The following is a 17093-nucleotide window of genomic DNA, read 5'->3' as shown; positions in this document are numbered from 1 at the left end:
GCCGTTGCCCTGCCGGAAGGTTTGCGGTATCCCAGCCCAATAATTCGGCTTTCGACTGGGGACAATCCATGGCTGACCATAGCGAAGTGGCGTACACCACCGCCGACGGCAACGACTACGTTGCGCACGAGCAGACCTATGAGGGCTTCATCAAGCTCGTGAAATACGGCACAGCGTCGGTCGCGCTCATCGTGATCCTGATGGCGATCTTCCTGACCTGATCTGATCGATCTGGCGGCTGCCTACGTCTGCGGCGGCAGCTGCCCACAATATTTGCATCCAAGCCGGTTCTAAAACCGGTAACGAACGTTGCGGGAGTAACGCTGTTTTTTTGTGCGTGCGCTGTCCCGCGCCGCCGGAGGGCCTATGAAGATCGCCGTTGCCAAGGAAATCGATCCGTCGGAGCCGCGCGTCGCCGCTTCGCCTGATACGGTGAAGAAATTCAAGGCGCTGGGCGCCGAGGTCGCGGTCGAGCCGGGCGCCGGCCTCAAATCGGGCCTGCCGGATTCCGAATTCACCGCCGTGGGGGCCACCGTCAGCGCCGATGCGCTGAAGGATGCCGACATCATCATCAAGGTGAAGCGTCCCGAAGCCTCCGAGCTTGCGCAGTACAAGCGCGGTGCGCTCGTCATCGCCATCATGGATCCCTATGGCAACGAGGCGGCGCTGAAGACGATCGCCGATGCCGGCGTCGCCGCCTTCGCGATGGAACTGATGCCGCGTATCACCCGCGCGCAGGTGATGGACGTGCTGTCCTCGCAGGCGAACCTTGCCGGCTACCGCGCCGTGATCGAGGGCGCCGAGGCCTTCGGCCGCGCTTTCCCGATGATGATGACTGCCGCAGGTACCGTGCCCGCCGCAAAGGTGTTCGTGATGGGCGTCGGCGTCGCCGGTCTCCAGGCGATCGCAACCGCGCGCCGTCTCGGCGCCGTCGTCACCGCGACCGACGTGCGCCCGGCCACGAAGGAACAGGTGGAGTCGCTCGGCGCAAAGTTCCTCGCCGTCGAGGACGAGGAGTTCAAGAACGCGCAGACCGCCGGCGGTTACGCGAAGGAAATGTCCAAGGAGTACCAGGCCAAGCAGGCCGCGCTCACCGCCGAGCACATCAAGAAGCAGGACATCGTCATCACCACCGCGCTGATTCCGGGCCGGCCCGCGCCGAAGCTCGTCTCGGGCGAGATGGTCAAGTCGATGAAGCCGGGCTCGGTGCTGGTCGATCTCGCCGTCGAGCGCGGCGGCAATGTCGAGGGCGCCAAGGCCGGTGAGGTCGTCGATCTCGATGGCATCAAGATCGTCGGCTACACCAACGTCGCCGGCCGCGTCGCGGCCTCGGCCTCCAGCCTCTACGCCCGCAATCTGTTCTCCTTCATCGAGACCATGGTCGACAAGAAGGAGAAGAAGCTCGCCGTGAACTGGGACGACGAGCTCGTCAAGGCTACCGCGCTGACCAAGGACGGCGCGGTGATCCACCCGAACTTCCAGCCGAAGGCGTAAGGAGAGATCGCCATGGAGCATGCTGCACAGGTCGTCGACCCTTTCATCTTCCGGCTGTCGATCTTCGTCCTCGCCGTTTTCGTCGGTTATTTCGTGGTGTGGTCGGTGACGCCGGCACTGCACACGCCGCTGATGAGCGTCACCAACGCGATCTCCTCGGTGATCGTGGTCGGTGCGCTGCTCGCCGGCGGCGTCGCCAATGTTTCAAGCGGTTCGGGCTGGGCGCGCGCCTTCGGCTTCGTGGCGCTGATCTTTGCCTGCATCAACATCTTCGGCGGCTTCCTTGTCACCCAGCGCATGCTGGCGATGTACAAGAAGAAGTCGAAGTAAGCGGCCACCTCGGGCTGATGGGATCAATGGGGACCTGAGATGAGCGCCAACCTCTCTGCATTTCTGTATCTCGTGGCGGGAGTGCTGTTCATCCTGTCGCTGCGCGGGCTGTCGAGCCCAGCTTCGTCGCGCCAGGGCAATCTGTTCGGCATGATCGGCATGGCGATCGCGGTCGCCACCACGCTTGCCAATCATCCGCCGGCAGACGGCCTTGCCTGGGTGCTGGTGATTGTCGGCATCGCGATCGGCGCTGCGATCGGCGCGGTGATCGCCCGTCGCGTGCCGATGACCTCGATGCCGGAACTGGTCGCAGCCTTCCACTCGCTGGTCGGCATGGCCGCGGTGCTGGTTGCCGCCGGCGCGTTCTATGCGCCCGAGGCTTTCGACATCGGTACGCCCGGCAATATCCATCCGCAGAGCCTGGTCGAGATGTCGCTCGGCGTCGCCATCGGCGCGCTGACCTTTACCGGCTCGGTGATCGCGTTCCTGAAGCTGTCCGCGCGGATGAGCGGCGCACCGATCATCCTGCCGTTCCGACACATCATCAACATCGCGCTCGCGATCGCGCTCGTCGTGTTCATCGTCGGGCTGGTGCTGTCGGGCAGCGCGTTCGACTTCTGGATGATCGTCATCCTGGCGCTGGCGCTCGGCGTGCTCATGATCATCCCGATCGGCGGCGCCGACATGCCGGTCGTGATCTCGATGCTGAACTCCTACTCCGGCTGGGCCGCGGCCGGCATCGGCTTCACGCTGGGCAATTCCGCGCTGATCATCACCGGCGCGCTGGTCGGCTCCTCGGGCGCGATCCTGTCCTACATCATGTGCCACGCGATGAACCGGTCCTTCATCTCGGTCATCCTCGGCGGCTTCGGCGGCGAGACCGCCGCGGCCGGCGGCGGCACGGGCGAGCAGAAGCCCGCCAAGCTCGGCTCGGCGGATGATGCGGCCTTCATCATGAAGAACGCCTCCAAGGTCATCATCGTGCCCGGCTACGGCATGGCGGTGGCGCAGGCCCAGCACGCGCTGCGCGAGATGGCCGACATCCTGAAGAAGGAAGGCGTCGAGGTGAAATACGCCATTCACCCGGTCGCGGGCCGCATGCCCGGCCACATGAACGTGCTGCTGGCCGAAGCCAACGTGCCCTATGACGAGGTGTTCGAGCTCGAGGACATCAACTCCGAGTTCGCGCAGGCCGACATCGCCTTCGTGATCGGCGCCAACGACGTCACCAACCCGGCGGCCGAGGAGGACAAGACCTCGCCGATCTACGGCATGCCCGTGCTCCAGGTCTGGAAGGCCGGCACCGTGATGTTCATCAAGCGCTCGCTGGCGTCGGGCTATGCCGGCATCGACAATCCGCTGTTCTATCGCGACAACACCATGATGCTGCTCGGCGACGCCAAGAAGGTCACCGAGAACATCGTCAAGGCGATGTAAGGCAAGAGGATGTGAGGCTACGGCGATGGCCTTGAACCGGGAGTGGCATCGCCTTCATCGCATGCCGCCCCAAGCCACGCGCGAGCAACGGATCCGGTGGCACGTCGCGCACGCACAAGCCTGTGCGTGCCGCGCCATTCCCGCCAGCATCAAGTCCGAGGTCGAGAAGCTGCTCAAGCCTCGGCGCGCCAAATAGCAGGGCAGATCTGGATTGCGCATCGCGATGACAATCCTGAAATGGATCCTGATCGTCAGCGCCGCTTTCTATCTGATCGGGCTGGCCGTGCTGTTCTTCAAGCAGCGCGATATGCTGTTTCCGATCCCGCCGGTCGGCCGTACCGCGCCTGCCGCCGCTGGCCTTCCCGAGGCCGAGGAGCATGTGCTGACGACCGCCGATGGCGAGAAGGTCATCGTCTGGCACGTGCCGGCCAAGCCCGGGCGTCCCGTGGTGCTGTTCTTCCACGGCAATGGCGATTTCCTCGCCGGCCGCGTCGCCCGCTTCAAGGCGATCACCGCTGACGGTACCGGCCTCGTGGCACTTTCGTTTCGCGGTTACGCCGGCTCGACGGGATCTCCGAGCGAGCAGGGCCTGCTGCAGGACGCCGCAGCCGCTTACGCGTTCACCGCGCAGCGTTACAGCGCCGATCGTATCATCGCCTGGGGCTTTTCGCTCGGCACCGGCGTGGCGGTGGCCATTGCGGCCGAACATCCCGTCAGCAAGCTGATCCTGGAAGCACCCTATAGCTCGACCGTGGATGTCGCCGGCTCGATGTTCCGCTTCGTGCCAGTCAGCCTGCTCATGCGGGATCAGTTCCGGTCCGACCAGCGCATCGCGCATGTCACGGCGCCGCTCCTGATCATGCATGGCACCAACGATCCCGCGATCCCGATCGCCTTCGGCGAGCGCCTGTTCGCGCTGGCGCATGAGCCGAAAAAATTCGTCCGCTTTCCGGGCGGCGGCCACGAGAACCTGGACGATTTCGGCGCGATGCAGACGGCGCGCCAATTCATCAACGCTCCCGGAGGCTGACGGCGGCGATTGCATGTCGCATAATCCCGTCGATTGACATTGGGGGGGCACGACGACATGAGCGCACACGGACCGATGCCGCGGTCGGCCTGGCTGTTTCCTGCACTGGCGGTGCTGCTGTTCCTGATCGTCACGGCGACGGGCTACGGCTTCACCGTTTCGGTCGGCGGATTCGTGTTTGCGGTCGTCCTGCTGGTGATCCTGTTCGGGACCGTGTTCGCAGCCGTGCATCACTCCGAAGTGATCGCGGAGCGGATCGGCGAGCCTTACGGGACGCTGCTCCTGACGCTCGCGGTGACCATCATCGAGGTCGCGCTGATCACCACGATCATGCTGGGCGACAAGCCGGCGCCGGAGCTCGCGCGCGACACCGTGTTCGCGGTGGTGATGATCGTCTGCAACGGGCTGGTCGGCCTTTGCGTCCTGATTGGCGGGCTGCGCTACCGCGAGCAGGGGTTTCAGGTCTCGGGCGCCAACGTCTATCTCAGCGTCCTGTTCGTGCTGGCGACCATGACCCTGATCATGCCGAACTACACGCTGACGACGCCGGGACCGGTCTTTTCGGCGCTCCAGCTCGGCTTCGTCGACCTCGTGACGATCGTGCTCTACGGCGTGTTCCTCTACACCCAGATGGTGCTGCACCGGGACTATTTCGTGCACGAATCCGAGGGCGGCGAGGGTGGCGCTGGCCATCTCTCGGCAAACATGCTGGTGCTCAGCATCGTGCTGCTGCTGATTTCACTCGGCGCCGTGGTGTTGCTCGCCAAGAAGTTCTCGGTGGTGGTCGATGCCGTCGCCGTCATGATCGGCGCGCCGCCGGCCTTTGCCGGCCTCGTGGTCGCGCTCCTGATCCTGATGCCGGAGGGCGTCTCGGCGATCGCGGCGGCGCGCAAGAACGACCTCCAGAAGAGCATCAACCTGGCGCTCGGTTCCTCGCTTGCAACCATCGGCCTGACCATCCCGGCGGTCGGGATCGCGACCTATGCGCTCGACCAGCCGCTCGTGCTGGGCCTCAACCCCCAGAACACGGCGCTGCTGTTCCTGACATTCTTGCTGAGCATGCTGACTTTCGGCACCGGCAGGACCAACGTGCTGTTCGGGCTGGTCCATATGGTGGTATTTGCCGTCTACGTGTTCATGGTGTTCGTGCCCTGAAGCGCCACACCCCCAAGCAGAGGTTCCAATGCTAGCCGCCGGCTCCGAGGTTCAGATCGACAATGAAGAGGTCCGGGTGACCGAGTGGCGGCTCGCGCCTGGTAGCGCCACCGGGCATCACACCCACGGCATGGACTACGTCATTGTGCCCGTGGTGGCCGGGGAGATGACCATCGTGGCGCCCAATGGCGAGCGCTCCAAGGCGCAGCTTGCGGCCGGGAAATCCTACTTCCGCAAGGCGGGCGTCCAACATGACGTACTTAACGAAACCTCAACCGAGATCGTGTTCCTTGAGATCGAGCTGAAGCCGTAAGGATGGCATAACCATTTGCCATCGATCCGTCGCAGTTGATCCCTTACAATGCCCCAAAGTTCCCGCATCAGATCGCGCGGGGAGTGGCCGAGAAATGCTGAAATACCTCGCTAAAATCTCGATGGATATTTTCCCCTCGGTGCTCGCGACGATCATCGGGGCCTACATCGTTAACCACTACATCAACGCCAAGCCCGCCGACGCCCCTGCGGCCGTGGTCGCCCCCACTGATGCCGGCAAGAGCGGCAGCAAGCCTGCCGACGTCGCCAACCTCCCGGCGCCCGGCGTCAAGGCCAAGGGTGTCTCCGAGAAGAGCGTGACCGAAAAGGCGTCGGTCGAGAAGCCCGCCGACAAGCCCGATACCAAGGCTGCGGACACCAAGGCTGCGGACGTTGCCCCCGCCGAGACCGCTTCGCACGGTCGCACTCCCGCCCGTGAGAAAGCCGCCGCCAAGTCGACCCCGGCAGCTCCCGCGCCCGCCGCACCGGTGGCGGAGGCCAATTCGGCACCGGCTGCCGCATCCCCGGCCGCGTCGCCCGACGCCAACGATCTGGCGCGCGCCGCCATCGAGCGCCTGCGCAAGTCGCCTGAGGGCAGGGCCGCCGAGGCCAAAGCTGCCGAGACCAAGTCTGCCGAGACCAAGCCAGTCGAGAGAGCCCCGGAGTCTGCGGTACGAGAAGCCGCCCGTACCCCGGAGGCTCCCCGTGTCGTGACGGCGGAGCCGTCTGCGGTCCGTCCGCTGCCGCCGCCGATCACGGTGTCCACGCCGTCGCCCGAGGCGTACGGCAATGGCACCTCCTCGCCGCCCTACACGGCTTCGGTCGGCAATGACGACCCGAATCGAATCACGCCGCCGGCCGACATTCCCGTCCCGATGATCGCGCCGCCGCTCGACCTGCGAGCCGATGCCGGCGCGTCCATGCCGTCGCAGAAGAAGACCAATGTCGCCGACGAGATGCTGTCGGGCATGAAGTCGATGTTCCACGCCGTTCTGCCGAAGAGCGGGACCCCCGACTAAGAGACGGCGCCTGCGCGGCGCCGAAACCGTCAGCCGCCGACGCGGGCGAGACCGCTGCGGGCGGTATCGTCGCGTGGACGAAGAGCGACCGCCTTGTTGTAGGATGCCGCCGCCTTGGCCTTGTCGCCGAGCCGTTCATAGGCCTGACCGCGGGCGGTCCAGATCTGGGCATTGTGCGGATCGGCCTCTGAGGCCTCGTCCAGGTCGTCCGCGGCCTCCTTGAATTTGCCGAGCGCGAGATAGCTGTTGGCGCGGCCGAGCAGCGGCTCGACCTTCTGCGGGTTGAGCCCGCTCGCGGCGCTGAAATCGGCGATGGCGAAGTCGTGCTGGTTATTGCCCTGGTAGATCAGGGCGCGGCCATAGAGCGCCTGCGCATTGTAGGGATCGAGCCCGACCGCGCGATTGAACTCGTCGAGCGCCGCCGCGGTCTCGCCCGCCTTGGCGAGGGACTGGGCCTTTGCAGTATGGGCCTGGGCCTCAGTGACGTTGCCGGCGCTGACCGCGCTCTCGGCGGCGGCGGCCGCCTTGGGCGCCTCCTGCGGCTTGTCCTTCTCCGGCATCAGCGATCCCAGGTCGAAGGAGCAGCCGCACAGCGCAACTCCCATCAAAGCCAGCGCGAGCGGTTGCTGCCAGATCTGGCGGAGCCGCGCCAAGCCGCGCTCGGGGAAAAGGGAGGCCATCTACCGTTCGCTCGCGCTAGAGCATGATCCGGAAACGTGCACAGCGCTCTTCCGCAAAGATCATGCTCGAACAACAACCTGAAGCGCGATGACGATTCGTCCCAATCTCATCGCGCTCCAATCCGCATCGGTAGTGCCCGTTCCCAGAAAGGCACCCCTCACAAACAATAACGCGGGCCAGGGGCCCGCGTCATCGAAAACTGAAGTCTTATGAGTTTGGCAATCAGCGCGGTCCGCGCGGACCAGCACCCGGGCCGCCGCGGCCGCCACGATCACCGCCGGGACCGGCGCCGAACACCGGCTTCGGCTTCATCGGCAGCAGGCCTTCGCGCTGCAGCTTCTTGCGGGCCAGCTTGCGCGCACGGCGCACGGCTTCGGCCTTTTCGCGGGCCTTCTTCTCGGACGGCTTCTCGTAATGACCGCGGAGCTTCATCTCGCGGAAAATCCCCTCGCGCTGCATCTTCTTCTTCAGCGCCTTGAGGGCTTGATCGACATTGTTATCGCGAACGAGAACCTGCACGCGGCATCCTCTTCAGTGGATCGGATTTGAATTCTGGTAAGTCAAAGGGGATGGCGAAACGCGCAAGCCCTTAACCTGAGGGCGCGGATGTATCAGACAAAACCCCTGATGTCCACCGGCCAAGCGGGTTTTCGGGCCAAGTTCAGCCATTAAATACGGCGAAAATGCCCTATGCGGTCCTATTTTGGGGTGATTTGGCGCCCAGGGCGGGCCGTTTTCCGGAAGTTGATCCGGAGATCTTGCAATCAGGGGAGACGCCACATGGATATGAAGAAATACGCCGCCGAGGCCATCGGCACATTCTGGCTCACATTCGCGGGCTGCGGCAGCGCGGTGATCGCGGCCGGCTTCCCCCAGGTCGGCATCGGTCTGGTCGGTGTCTCCCTGGCGTTCGGCTTGAGCGTCGTCACCATGGCCTATGCGATCGGCCACATCTCGGGTTGCCACCTCAATCCGGCCGTCACCGTCGGGCTTGCCGCCGGCGGGCGCTTTCCGGCCGGCCAGATCCTGCCTTACGTGATCGCGCAGGTCTGCGGTGCGATCATCGCCGCAGAGCTGCTCTATGTGATCGCGAGCGGCGCCCCCGGATTCGACGTCACCAAGGGCTTTGCTTCCAACGGCTATGACGCGCATTCGCCCGGCCAGTACAGCATGGTCGTGTGCTTCATCACCGAGGTGGTGATGACCATGATGTTCCTGTTTGTCATCATGGGCTCAACGCACGGCCGCGCGCCCGCGGGCTTTGCGCCGCTCGCGATCGGGCTTGCGCTGGTGATGATCCATCTCGTCAGCATCCCCGTCACCAACACTTCGGTGAATCCGGCACGTAGCACCGGCCCGGCGCTGTTCGTCGGCGGCTGGGCGCTGGCGCAACTCTGGCTGTTCTGGGTCGCACCGCTGATCGGCGGCGCGCTGGGCGGGGTGATCTATCGCTGGCTCAGCGAGGAGCCCGCCGGCGTCGTCGCGGGCGTGAAGACGGCCTAGCCGAGAGGCGGGATCGCAGCTTCAAACAATAGTCGCAGCTGCGGTCCCGCTACTTGAATTTCGGCGGCCTGACTTCAGTGACATGGCCCATCTTGCGGCCGGGGCGCGGCGCGCCCTTGCCGTAGACGTGCACGGTCGCACCCGGCACGCTCAGCCACTTCTCGTAATCGTGGATCTCGTCGCCGATCAGATTGGTCATGGTGACGACCTCGCCGTGACGCACGGGCTTGCCGAGCGGCCAGCCGGCGATGGCGCGGATGTGCTGCTCGAATTGCGAGACCGACGCGCCATCGAGCGTCCAGTGCCCGGAATTGTGCACGCGCGGGGCGATCTCGTTGACCAGCACCTTCGGCCCGGTGCCGTTGGCGAGCACGAACATCTCGACCGCCAGCACGCCGACATAGTCGAGCGCGGTTGCGATCTTGCCGGCGATGCTGCGCGCTTCCTCGGCGAGCGCATCCGGAATCGGCGCAGGCGCGCGCGAAATCTTCAGGATGTGGTCGCGGTGCTCGTTCTCGGTGACGTCGAAGCACTCGACCTCGCCCGTGGCCGAGCGCGCGGCGATCACGGAGATCTCGCGCTCGTACGGGATGAAGGCTTCCAGGATCGCCGATTTGGTGGCGAGGCTGGTCCATACCTTGGCGATGTCGTCGCCTTCGCGGATGATGGCCTGGCCCTTGCCGTCATAGCCGAAGCGGCGGGTCTTCAGCACCGCCGGCAGGCCGATCCTCAGGATCGCCTCGCGCAGCGAGGAGACCGAGGTGACGTCGGCATAGGCCGCCGTGCCGATGCCGAGCTTGGTCACGAAATCCTTCTCGGCGAGGCGGTCCTGGGTGGTCTCGAGAATTTTGCGGTTGGGCAGCACCGGGCGGCGCGCGTCCAGCACCATTGCAGCTGCGGACGGGACGTTCTCGAATTCATAGGTGATGACGTCGACGTCGCCCGCGAACAGCTCCAGCGCCTCGACGTCAGCATATTCGGCGCAGGTCGCGTTCAGCACCACGTCGAAGGCCGGCGAATCCGGATCGGGCGAGAATATCTGGCAGCGCAGGCCGAGCCGCGCGGCGGCCATGGCCAGCATTCGCCCCAATTGTCCGCCGCCGAGGATTCCGATGGTGTCGCCGGGCTTCAGCTTCACCTGCTTTGCGTCAGTCACGCCTTGTCCTCCGGGCGCTCGGCAACCGCCTCGGTCTGCGCCTTGCGCCAGGCGGCGAGGCGATCCGACAGGGCCGGGTCGGACAATGCCAGCACAGAAGCGGCAAGCAGCGCCGCGTTGATCGCGCCGGCCTTGCCGATGGCGAGGGTGCCGACCGGGATGCCCGCGGGCATCTGCACGATCGAATAGAGCGAATCGATGCCCTTGAGCGTCCGGGACTCGACGGGAACGCCGAACACCGGCAGTTCTGTCAGCGCCGCGGCCATGCCGGGCAGATGAGCCGCGCCGCCGGCGCCGGCGATGATGACCTTATGGCCGGCCGCCTTGGCGCCCTTGGCGAAGGCAAACAGCCGGTCGGGGGTGCGGTGAGCCGAGACGATGCGGGTGTCGGCGGCAATGCCGAGCGCTGCGAGCGTGTCGGCGGCGTGCCGCATCGTCTCCCAGTCCGACTGGCTTCCCATGATGATGGCGATCGGCGCGGTCATGACTTCAATTGTGCTCGGAAAATAGAAAGATAGGCCAGATTAACGGTTCCGGCCGGCGGCTCGCAAGGCGGTGGCAAGGAGAAGGGAATGCACTATCCTGTCTTGGTGAATCCCCGCAAGCCTTCATTGAGCAGGATGCCCATGAAGAAACCAAAAAGGGCAAGTGCTGCGAAGGCCAAAAGGGGCCGGAAGACCAGCGCCAGCCGATCCAAAGCCGCTCCCAAGCGCGCCGCCAGGCATTCTGTCAGGCATTCTGCCAAGCCGGCGCGGCGCGGGGCGTCCGACGGCGGCGCCAAGGAGAGCGCAAAAACGATCCGCGACCTGCGGAGCAAGCTGAAGGCGGCCTTGCTGCGGGTTGCGGAACTCGAAGACGCTGCCGATACCGATTTCCTGCTCGAGATTCCGAACCGGCGCGGTTTCGAGCGCGAGCTCGTGCGCGCCATCGCCTACATGAAGCGCTATCGCGCCAGCGGCGCGCTGATCGTGCTCGACGTCGACCGCCTCAAACCGATCAATGATTCCTACGGCCATGCGGCCGGAGACGAGGTGCTCAAGGCGATCGCGGCCACGCTGACGCGGCAGGTCCGCGCTTCTGACGTAGTCGGCCGGCTCGGCGGCGACGAGTTCGCGCTGCTGCTCTGGAATCTCAGCGAGACCGATGCCAAGGCCAAAGCCGCGGCTCTCGAGCAGGCGATCGACGAATTGTCCTTCAGCTTTCGCGGCCAGGGCGTGACCGCGGGCGCATCCGCCGGCGTTGCACTGCTCGGAGCGCAGTCCGATGCAGGCCGCGCCCTTGAGGAAGCAGATGCCGCCATGTATGTGCGCAAGGCGCGCCGGCGGCACGAGCCGCGGATCAGGCTCGTAAGTAGCTGAGCATGATCCGGAAGCGTGTGCAGCGGTTTTCCGGAAAGATCATGCTCAAACAATAATCCTCTAAAGCGTCGCGAGATCTTCCGGCACGTTGCCGAATTTGCGCAGCAGCGTGGCGTCGCCGAATTCGCCGGTCATGGGATCGCCGCTGCGGCTGAACGCGACCGCACCGATATGGCCTGCAACGTGGGCCATGATCTCGGCGCGCCGCAACGCGGCCGTCGAGCTCTGGCATTCCTCCGCGGTGCCTGCGACCGGCGATCCGTCGGCATCGATCAGGAAGGGCATTGCAACGTAGTAGGTCACGTCCGACATGGCGTTGCTCCGGGAATAAAATCAGGCGGCGCTACTGCTCCGCATCTTGCTGCGTGAGGTCTCTGGAATGCAGCCGGCCGCAATCGCCGCCTGCAACTCCTCGAGCTCGGCTTCGAGATATTCGTTGGCCATGATCAGCGCCTTGATGGTGCTGCGCAGATTGCCGTCGCACATCGCGATTGCCTGATCGCAGGCCTGTTCGTAATGGCTGTTGTCGAGAAGGGCGGTTGCCGACATCTGCGTTGTCCTTGTGTGGACTCCTTGCGGAGCCCTTGGGCGTTTCCTGGGGGCGTAGGGTGCTTGAATGTTCCTATTTTGTTCTTTTGGAGTCAAGCGGATTCAGAGGCGCGCAAGGCCGCCGCGAAACGCCAGCGCGGATCAGGCGATGATGTCGGGCGTGATCTGGTCTTCGATGAACGCGATGCGGTCGCGCAGTAACAGCTTGCGCTTCTTCAACCGCTGCAAGCGCAACAGGTCGGGGGCGGGCGATTGATGCAATGCATCGATCGCCGCATCGAGATCTCGGTGTTCCTGCTGCAACCGGGTGAGCTCGGCTTCGAGCTCACGCTCGTCTTCATTGGTCATGTCTGCGGTGGCCGAAAACCGATGGGCTTGAGATTAAGGCTGTGGATGCCCTGTGGAAATTATCGTCCTTGCGCGGCGTGATCGCAAGCGATCTCGGGCCGTTGCTCACCGATCTCCCGCGGGATATTTCAGCGATTCGCGGCAGCGCTGCGCAAGCGCATTGATATCATGGATTTTTCCAGCGCGGTTCCTTACTCACCGTTCGTTACATATGAATTTTCAAAAATGAAGCTGAGACGACGGATAGATATCGACAGAACGAATCGGTGATGTAGAGTTGCGCGTCCGGATCGAATCCTGAGGTTCACCCCTACCGAGGAGGTTTCGAATGACAATTCAGGCACATCTGGTTGAATTGGAGCGGAAGCACAAACTTCTCGAAAACGAATTGCACGAAGCTCTCGTGCACCTTTCAACAGACGACCTGCAAATTGTTGAGTTGAAGCGCCGGAAGTTGATGGTCAAGGACCAGATCGAGCGTCTGAAGCAAGGCGATACGCTCCACTAGTAACCCCCGTAACAGCATTGAGTTGACCGCACCCTTTCACGCAGGGATGGACGCTGTTGCGCTCGTCCCTGCCGGAAGGTGCGACACCGCGCAAGCAAGGATGTTTGCGCGGCGCTTAGAGTCCTGCAAGCTCGGCGACGTGATCGGCGATCGCGAGCGACGACGTCAGTCCCGGCGATTCGATGCCGAACAGATTGACCAGACCTTCGACGCCGTGATCGAGCGGGCCTTGCATCAGAAAATCCTGCGTGGCGACCGCGGGCGGCACGATCTTCGGGCGAATGCCCGAATAGCTCGGCATCAGCGCGCCGTCAGGCAGCGTCGGCCAATATTTGCGGATCGCCGGATAGAAGCGCTCGGCGCGTGACGGGTCGACCTCGTAATTGATCGTCTCGATCCATTCGACGTCGGGGCCGAAACGCGCCTGCCCTGCCATGTCCAGCGTCAGATGCACGCCAAGCCCGCCAGGCTCCGGCACCGGATAGATCAGGCGCGAGAACGGCGCCTTCGCGTTGCAGCTGAAATAGTTTCCCTTGGCGAGATAGGCCGGCGGAATCCGGTCGATCGGCATGCCGTCGATGAGACGCGCCACCGTGGTTGCCGAAAGCCCCGCGGCATTGACGAGCAGGCTGCACTGCAAGGTCATCGGCGCTTCGCCGCCGGCGTCGATCTCGATCACGCCGCCGGCCGCCTTGGCGCGGATCAGCGGCGTGTGAAACGCGAAAGCCGCGCCGGATTCCTCGGCCTCGCCGCGCAGCGACAGCATGTAGGCGTGGCTGTCGATGATGCCGGTCGAGGGCGAGAGCAGCGCGGCGTCGCAGGCCAGCGCCGGCTCCAGCTCGCGTGCGGCCTCGCCTGATAGCAGCTGCATGTCGAGCACCCCATTGGCCTCGGCATGCGCCTTGATCGATTGCAGCTTCTCGGTCTCTTTCGGACTGGTCGCGACGATCAGCTTGCCGCAATTCTTGTGCGGGATGCCGCGCTCGGTGCAGTAGCGGTAGAGCGCGTGCTTGCCGCTGACGCACATGCGCGCCATCCAGCTGCCGGCGCGGTAGTAGATGCCGGCATGGATCACCTCGCTGTTGCGCGAGGAGGTGACGGTGCCGATCGCCTCGGCCGCCTCCAGCACGATGACCTCGCGCCCGGCCTGGGCGAGCTTTCGCGCCACCGCGAGCCCGACCACGCCGGCTCCGATGACGACACAGTCGACCCTATCCATGGTTGTGCAGCATGTCCGCTGGAAGCGCTGGTGGTATCAAACCCGGCTGCAACGGCGCGGGGCCGTTGTCCGTTAAGGAAGCATTTATCATGTCAGGGCAATTGCCGTATTTCACGTCACATTTTTCTGTTGCGCGTACAGGCGTTTACCCGATCCAAACCCGCGAGGCCAGACAATCCGACGTTGAAATCGCGGGTGGCTGATGGCTGAGAAGAACTGGCACGTGGGCAGCACGCTTCCGATTGCTGTGCAGGCCGTGCTGTGCCTGGCCGGCGCGGTGGCGCCCGCGCGCGCCTATGCGCTCTCGGACAGCTTCGCCCCGCCGAGCTATCTCGGCCAGCTCGATCCGAGCGTGGTCTGGGAGGCCCTGATCGCGGGCATCGCGATCTGCGCGTTCCTCGCCGCCATTGTGCTGTGGATCCATTCCTCGCTGCGGCGGACCAGGCGCCTGCAACTGCGGCGCAATGCCTTCGTCTCCTCCGCCATGAACAATCTCAACCAGGGCGTGGTGATGACGGATGCGCAGCGGCGCATCATCTTCTGCAACGACCGCTATCTGGAGATCTACGGCCTGACCCGGTCGGATCTCCGCGCCGGCATGACCGGCTACGACATCCTCGAGCTCAGGCGCAAGCGCGGCGTGCTCGGCGGCGTCTCCGACGAGGAGTTCTACGAAAAGGCGGCGAGCCCCAACGGCCTGGTCACCGAGCTGCCTGACAACCGAGCCATCCTGGTCAAATATTTCATCCTGCCGAACGGCGGGTCGGTGGCGACCCATCTCGATGTCAGCGAGCAGCGCAAGCTGTCGCGGCAGCTCGCCTCCACCAAGCAATTCCTGGAGACGGTGCTCGACAACGTGCCGGCCTGCGTCGCCGCCAAGAGCATCGAGGACGGCCGCTACATCTTCGCCAACAGCGCCTATGAACGCTTCTGGGGCTTTTCGCGCGACCACGTCGTCGGCAAGAACGCGCGCGAGCTGTTCGCGCCGAAATCGGCCGCGAGCATCGAGGCGACCGACCGGACCGCGCTGCTGGCGCCGGACGGGCAGTATCGCAACGAGTTCGAGGTCGAGCGCGGCGGCGAACGCCGCATGGTGGCCTCGATCCGGATCGTGGTCCGCAACGAAAGCAACAAGCCCGAATTCCTGATGCTGGTGTTCGAGGACATCACCGACCGCCGCTCGCTGTCGCAGGAGCTGGAGAGCACCAAGAAGTTCCTTGAGCTCGTGGTCGACAACATCCCGGTGGCGCTGATCGTCGAGCAGGTCAAGGATGGCCGCTATCTGCTCGCCAACCGCAGCGCCGAGACGATCCTCAACCGCAGGCGCGAGGAAGCCACGGGCCTGACCGCATCCGACATCTTCAATCCCAAGGAAGCCAAGCTGATCATCGCGCGCGACGAGGCCGCGATCAAGAAGCGCGGCATGATCACGGAAGAGCACCCGATCTCCACCAAGGACGGCCTGCGGCTGTTCCTGACCCGCCGCGCCACCGTGCTCAGCGATGCCGGCGAGCCGCAATACCTGATCAAGACCCACGAGGACGTCACCGACCGCCGGCAGACCGAGTCGCGCATGGCGCATATGGCCTATCACGACGGCCTGACGGACTTGCCGAACCGCGCCGCCTTCCTGCAGGCGCTGACCCAGATGATCGAGGCCTGCGAAGGTACCGGCGAGGAGTTCGCCGTCCTCTGCGTCGATCTCGACGGCCTCAAGGAGGTCAATGACGTCTTCGGCCATGCGCTCGGCGACAAGCTCCTGATCGAGGTGGCCCAGCGGCTCCAGGACTCCGCGCGCGGCGGCGTGGTGGCACGCCTGTCCGGCGACGAGTTCGGCCTCATCATCGACGGCAAGCAGCCGGAGGCGGGCCTCGCGCTGGCGCGGCAGATCGGCGAGGCCGTCGCCCAGGAATTCCAGATCGACGGCCGGCCGGTTCGCGCCGGCGTCACCACGGGCATGTCGATTTTCCCGCACAATGGCGCTGACGCGGCCTCGCTGCTCGCCAATGCCGGTGCGGCGCTGTTCCGCGCCAAGCAGAAGTCGCGCGGCACGATCAGCCTCTACCAGCCGGAGATGGACCAGCAGATCCGCGACCGCCGCGTGCTGCACCAGGACCTGTCGATGGCGATCAAGAACGGCGAGCTCTCACTCGCCTTCCAGCCGCAGGGCGTCGCGCGTCACAGCGTCGCCGAAAGCGACATCATCGGCTTCGAGGCGTTGGCGCGCTGGCAGCATCCGGTGCGCGGCCAGGTCTCGCCGGCCGAATTCATCCCGATCGCGGAAGAGAGCGGCCTGATCGTCGAGATGGGCGAGTGGATCCTGCGCGAGGCCTGCCGCGAGGCGGCATCCTGGCCGAATCCGCTCCAGGTCGCAGTCAACCTGTCGCCGGCGCAGTTCATGCACGGCGACGTGGTCGGCCTCGTCCATTCGATCCTGATCGAGACGGGCCTTGCGCCCGGCCGGCTCGAGCTCGAAATCACCGAGGGCGTGCTGATCGAGGACTTCGATCGCGGCCTGGCGCTGCTCCGCCGGCTGAAGGCGCTCGGAGTGCGCATCTCCATGGACGATTTCGGCAGCGGCTATTCCTCGCTGAGCTATCTCCAGGCGTTCCCGTTCGACAAGATCAAGATCGACCGCGCCTTCATCATCAATCTTGGTCGCAATCCGCAATCGGCCGCAATCGTGCGCGCCGTGATCGATCTCGGCCACGGCCTCGAAATGTCGATCATCGCCGAGGGCGTCGAAACCGTCGAGCAGCTCGCCTTCCTCGCCAAGGAAGGCTGCGACGGCGTGCAGGGTTATCTGCTCGGCAAGCCGCTGCCGATCGAGAAATATGCCGGCCTCGTCGGCCGCGCCGAGGCCATGGAGCTTGCGCTCAAGACCGGCTAGAGCGTTTTCGAGCGAAGTGGCCGCCGGTTCGCGTCAAGAAAACGCGTCAAAATAAGAATCTAGAGCCCCGTTCTGATTTCATCGGAACGGAAATGGCTCTAGTG

The 17093-nt window shown here is 64.6% G+C and carries 20 protein-coding genes; 12 read left to right on the top strand and 8 right to left on the bottom strand.

The features are described 5' to 3' along the window. Positions 1 to 68 precede the first annotated feature (68 nt). The 8 genes from BRAGE_RS0132400 (at position 69) to BRAGE_RS0132360 (ending at position 6777) form a co-directional block, all read left to right on the top strand. The gene (locus BRAGE_RS0132400; protein ID WP_008136857.1) at positions 69 to 221 is read left to right on the top strand and encodes an aa3-type cytochrome c oxidase subunit IV; all 153 of its coding nucleotides are present in this window, start codon (positions 69 to 71) and stop codon (positions 219 to 221) included. 145 nt (positions 222 to 366) lie between these two features. Next, positions 367 to 1494 (top strand): Re/Si-specific NAD(P)(+) transhydrogenase subunit alpha, encoded by a 1128-nt coding sequence (locus tag BRAGE_RS0132395; RefSeq protein WP_027561036.1) that lies wholly within the window; start codon positions 367 to 369, stop codon positions 1492 to 1494. 12 nt (positions 1495 to 1506) lie between these two features. Next, on the top strand, positions 1507 to 1824 hold the full coding sequence (locus BRAGE_RS0132390) for a proton-translocating transhydrogenase family protein (RefSeq protein WP_014492434.1): 318 nt from the start codon (positions 1507 to 1509) through the stop codon (positions 1822 to 1824). Between the two features lie 39 nt (positions 1825 to 1863). Further along, on the top strand, positions 1864 to 3261 hold the full coding sequence (locus BRAGE_RS0132385; RefSeq protein WP_027561035.1) for an NAD(P)(+) transhydrogenase (Re/Si-specific) subunit beta: 1398 nt from the start codon (positions 1864 to 1866) through the stop codon (positions 3259 to 3261). Positions 3262 to 3484: 223 nt separating this feature from the next. Then, a complete protein-coding gene (locus BRAGE_RS0132375) occupies positions 3485 to 4291 on the top strand; it encodes an alpha/beta hydrolase (RefSeq protein ID WP_027561034.1) in 807 nt (268 codons plus the stop codon). A gap of 57 nt (positions 4292 to 4348) precedes the next feature. Then, positions 4349 to 5446, top strand: coding sequence for a calcium:proton antiporter (locus BRAGE_RS0132370; protein ID WP_027561033.1), 1098 nt, complete (start codon positions 4349 to 4351; stop codon positions 5444 to 5446). 28 nt (positions 5447 to 5474) lie between these two features. Next, positions 5475 to 5759: a cupin domain-containing protein gene (locus BRAGE_RS0132365; protein ID WP_027561032.1), complete on the top strand. Its 285-nt coding sequence runs from the start codon at positions 5475 to 5477 to the stop codon at positions 5757 to 5759. Between the two features lie 94 nt (positions 5760 to 5853). Then, complete coding sequence (locus tag BRAGE_RS0132360; protein WP_027561031.1) at positions 5854 to 6777, top strand: hypothetical protein; 924 nt, start codon at positions 5854 to 5856, stop codon at positions 6775 to 6777. A gap of 29 nt (positions 6778 to 6806) precedes the next feature. Here the strand turns inward: BRAGE_RS0132360 and BRAGE_RS0132355 are convergent, their stop codons facing one another. Both BRAGE_RS0132355 and rpsU read right to left on the bottom strand, forming a co-directional pair. Further along, entirely contained in the window at positions 6807 to 7457 is a 651-nt protein-coding gene (locus BRAGE_RS0132355; RefSeq protein ID WP_027561030.1) for a tetratricopeptide repeat protein, read from the bottom strand. Between the two features lie 223 nt (positions 7458 to 7680). Then, on the bottom strand, positions 7681 to 7977 hold the full coding sequence (rpsU, locus tag BRAGE_RS0132350) for a 30S ribosomal protein S21 (protein WP_008546194.1): 297 nt from the start codon (positions 7975 to 7977) through the stop codon (positions 7681 to 7683). 261 nt (positions 7978 to 8238) lie between these two features. Between rpsU and aqpZ the strand changes: the two genes are divergently transcribed. Then, on the top strand, positions 8239 to 8961 hold the full coding sequence (gene aqpZ, locus BRAGE_RS0132345) for an aquaporin Z (RefSeq protein WP_027561029.1): 723 nt from the start codon (positions 8239 to 8241) through the stop codon (positions 8959 to 8961). 49 nt (positions 8962 to 9010) lie between these two features. Here aqpZ and BRAGE_RS0132340 read toward each other — a convergent pair whose 3' ends face one another. Continuing rightward, the gene (locus tag BRAGE_RS0132340; protein WP_027561028.1) at positions 9011 to 10117 is read right to left on the bottom strand and encodes a 5-(carboxyamino)imidazole ribonucleotide synthase; all 1107 of its coding nucleotides are present in this window, start codon (positions 10115 to 10117) and stop codon (positions 9011 to 9013) included. Beyond that, the gene (purE, locus tag BRAGE_RS0132335; RefSeq protein ID WP_027561027.1) at positions 10114 to 10602 is read right to left on the bottom strand and encodes a 5-(carboxyamino)imidazole ribonucleotide mutase; all 489 of its coding nucleotides are present in this window, start codon (positions 10600 to 10602) and stop codon (positions 10114 to 10116) included. The genes BRAGE_RS0132340 and purE overlap by 4 nt, the downstream gene beginning before the upstream one ends. A gap of 141 nt (positions 10603 to 10743) precedes the next feature. Between purE and BRAGE_RS0132330 the strand changes: the two genes are divergently transcribed. Beyond that, positions 10744 to 11475: a GGDEF domain-containing protein gene (locus tag BRAGE_RS0132330; RefSeq protein ID WP_027561026.1), complete on the top strand. Its 732-nt coding sequence runs from the start codon at positions 10744 to 10746 to the stop codon at positions 11473 to 11475. Between the two features lie 60 nt (positions 11476 to 11535). On the opposite strand, the gene BRAGE_RS0132325 is transcribed toward BRAGE_RS0132330, so the two are convergent. From BRAGE_RS0132325 to BRAGE_RS0132315, 3 genes are all read right to left on the bottom strand, one after another. Next, on the bottom strand, positions 11536 to 11787 hold the full coding sequence (locus tag BRAGE_RS0132325; protein WP_027561025.1) for a hypothetical protein: 252 nt from the start codon (positions 11785 to 11787) through the stop codon (positions 11536 to 11538). 21 nt (positions 11788 to 11808) lie between these two features. Further along, a complete protein-coding gene (locus BRAGE_RS0132320; RefSeq protein ID WP_027561024.1) occupies positions 11809 to 12024 on the bottom strand; it encodes a hypothetical protein in 216 nt (71 codons plus the stop codon). 141 nt (positions 12025 to 12165) lie between these two features. Then, positions 12166 to 12372 carry a YdcH family protein gene (locus BRAGE_RS0132315; RefSeq protein ID WP_008546179.1) on the bottom strand — a complete coding sequence of 69 codons (207 nt, stop codon included), beginning with the start codon at positions 12370 to 12372 and terminating at the stop codon, positions 12166 to 12168. 328 nt (positions 12373 to 12700) lie between these two features. On the opposite strand from BRAGE_RS0132315, the gene BRAGE_RS0132305 reads away from it, so the two are divergent. Next, the gene (locus BRAGE_RS0132305; RefSeq protein ID WP_025034152.1) at positions 12701 to 12880 is read left to right on the top strand and encodes a YdcH family protein; all 180 of its coding nucleotides are present in this window, start codon (positions 12701 to 12703) and stop codon (positions 12878 to 12880) included. Between the two features lie 115 nt (positions 12881 to 12995). Here the strand turns inward: BRAGE_RS0132305 and BRAGE_RS0132300 are convergent, their stop codons facing one another. Then, the gene (locus BRAGE_RS0132300; RefSeq protein WP_027561023.1) at positions 12996 to 14099 is read right to left on the bottom strand and encodes an NAD(P)/FAD-dependent oxidoreductase; all 1104 of its coding nucleotides are present in this window, start codon (positions 14097 to 14099) and stop codon (positions 12996 to 12998) included. Between the two features lie 202 nt (positions 14100 to 14301). On the opposite strand from BRAGE_RS0132300, the gene BRAGE_RS0132295 reads away from it, so the two are divergent. Further along, a complete protein-coding gene (locus BRAGE_RS0132295) occupies positions 14302 to 16989 on the top strand; it encodes a sensor domain-containing protein (RefSeq protein WP_027561022.1) in 2688 nt (895 codons plus the stop codon). Positions 16990 to 17093 lie beyond the last annotated feature (104 nt).

The organism is Bradyrhizobium genosp. SA-4 str. CB756 (assembly GCF_000473125.1).
Lineage (GTDB): Bacteria > Pseudomonadota > Alphaproteobacteria > Rhizobiales > Xanthobacteraceae > Bradyrhizobium > Bradyrhizobium arachidis.
Note: the sequence above shows the minus strand (reverse complement) of the source record. Positions and strands in the feature narration are given on the sequence as shown.

Excerpts from the sequence above, each read along its gene's own strand:
- BRAGE_RS0132400 (WP_008136857.1), top strand. The coding sequence starts at position 69 with ATGGCTGACCATAGCGAAGTGGCGTACACCACCGCCGACGGCAACGAC.
- BRAGE_RS0132395 (WP_027561036.1), top strand. The coding sequence starts at position 367 with ATGAAGATCGCCGTTGCCAAGGAAATCGATCCGTCGGAGCCGCGCGTC.
- BRAGE_RS0132390 (WP_014492434.1), top strand. The coding sequence starts at position 1,507 with ATGGAGCATGCTGCACAGGTCGTCGACCCTTTCATCTTCCGGCTGTCG.
- BRAGE_RS0132385 (WP_027561035.1), top strand. The coding sequence starts at position 1,864 with ATGAGCGCCAACCTCTCTGCATTTCTGTATCTCGTGGCGGGAGTGCTG.
- BRAGE_RS0132375 (WP_027561034.1), top strand. The coding sequence starts at position 3,485 with ATGACAATCCTGAAATGGATCCTGATCGTCAGCGCCGCTTTCTATCTG.
- BRAGE_RS0132370 (WP_027561033.1), top strand. The coding sequence starts at position 4,349 with ATGAGCGCACACGGACCGATGCCGCGGTCGGCCTGGCTGTTTCCTGCA.
- BRAGE_RS0132365 (WP_027561032.1), top strand. The coding sequence starts at position 5,475 with ATGCTAGCCGCCGGCTCCGAGGTTCAGATCGACAATGAAGAGGTCCGG.
- BRAGE_RS0132360 (WP_027561031.1), top strand. The coding sequence starts at position 5,854 with ATGCTGAAATACCTCGCTAAAATCTCGATGGATATTTTCCCCTCGGTG.
- BRAGE_RS0132355 (WP_027561030.1), bottom strand. The coding sequence starts at position 7,457 with ATGGCCTCCCTTTTCCCCGAGCGCGGCTTGGCGCGGCTCCGCCAGATC.
- aqpZ (WP_027561029.1), top strand. The coding sequence starts at position 8,239 with ATGGATATGAAGAAATACGCCGCCGAGGCCATCGGCACATTCTGGCTC.
- purE (WP_027561027.1), bottom strand. The coding sequence starts at position 10,602 with ATGACCGCGCCGATCGCCATCATCATGGGAAGCCAGTCGGACTGGGAG.
- BRAGE_RS0132330 (WP_027561026.1), top strand. The coding sequence starts at position 10,744 with ATGAAGAAACCAAAAAGGGCAAGTGCTGCGAAGGCCAAAAGGGGCCGG.
- BRAGE_RS0132325 (WP_027561025.1), bottom strand. The coding sequence starts at position 11,787 with ATGTCGGACGTGACCTACTACGTTGCAATGCCCTTCCTGATCGATGCC.
- BRAGE_RS0132320 (WP_027561024.1), bottom strand. The coding sequence starts at position 12,024 with ATGTCGGCAACCGCCCTTCTCGACAACAGCCATTACGAACAGGCCTGC.
- BRAGE_RS0132315 (WP_008546179.1), bottom strand. The coding sequence starts at position 12,372 with ATGACCAATGAAGACGAGCGTGAGCTCGAAGCCGAGCTCACCCGGTTG.
- BRAGE_RS0132305 (WP_025034152.1), top strand. The coding sequence starts at position 12,701 with ATGACAATTCAGGCACATCTGGTTGAATTGGAGCGGAAGCACAAACTT.
- BRAGE_RS0132300 (WP_027561023.1), bottom strand. The coding sequence starts at position 14,099 with ATGGATAGGGTCGACTGTGTCGTCATCGGAGCCGGCGTGGTCGGGCTC.
- BRAGE_RS0132295 (WP_027561022.1), top strand. The coding sequence starts at position 14,302 with ATGGCTGAGAAGAACTGGCACGTGGGCAGCACGCTTCCGATTGCTGTG.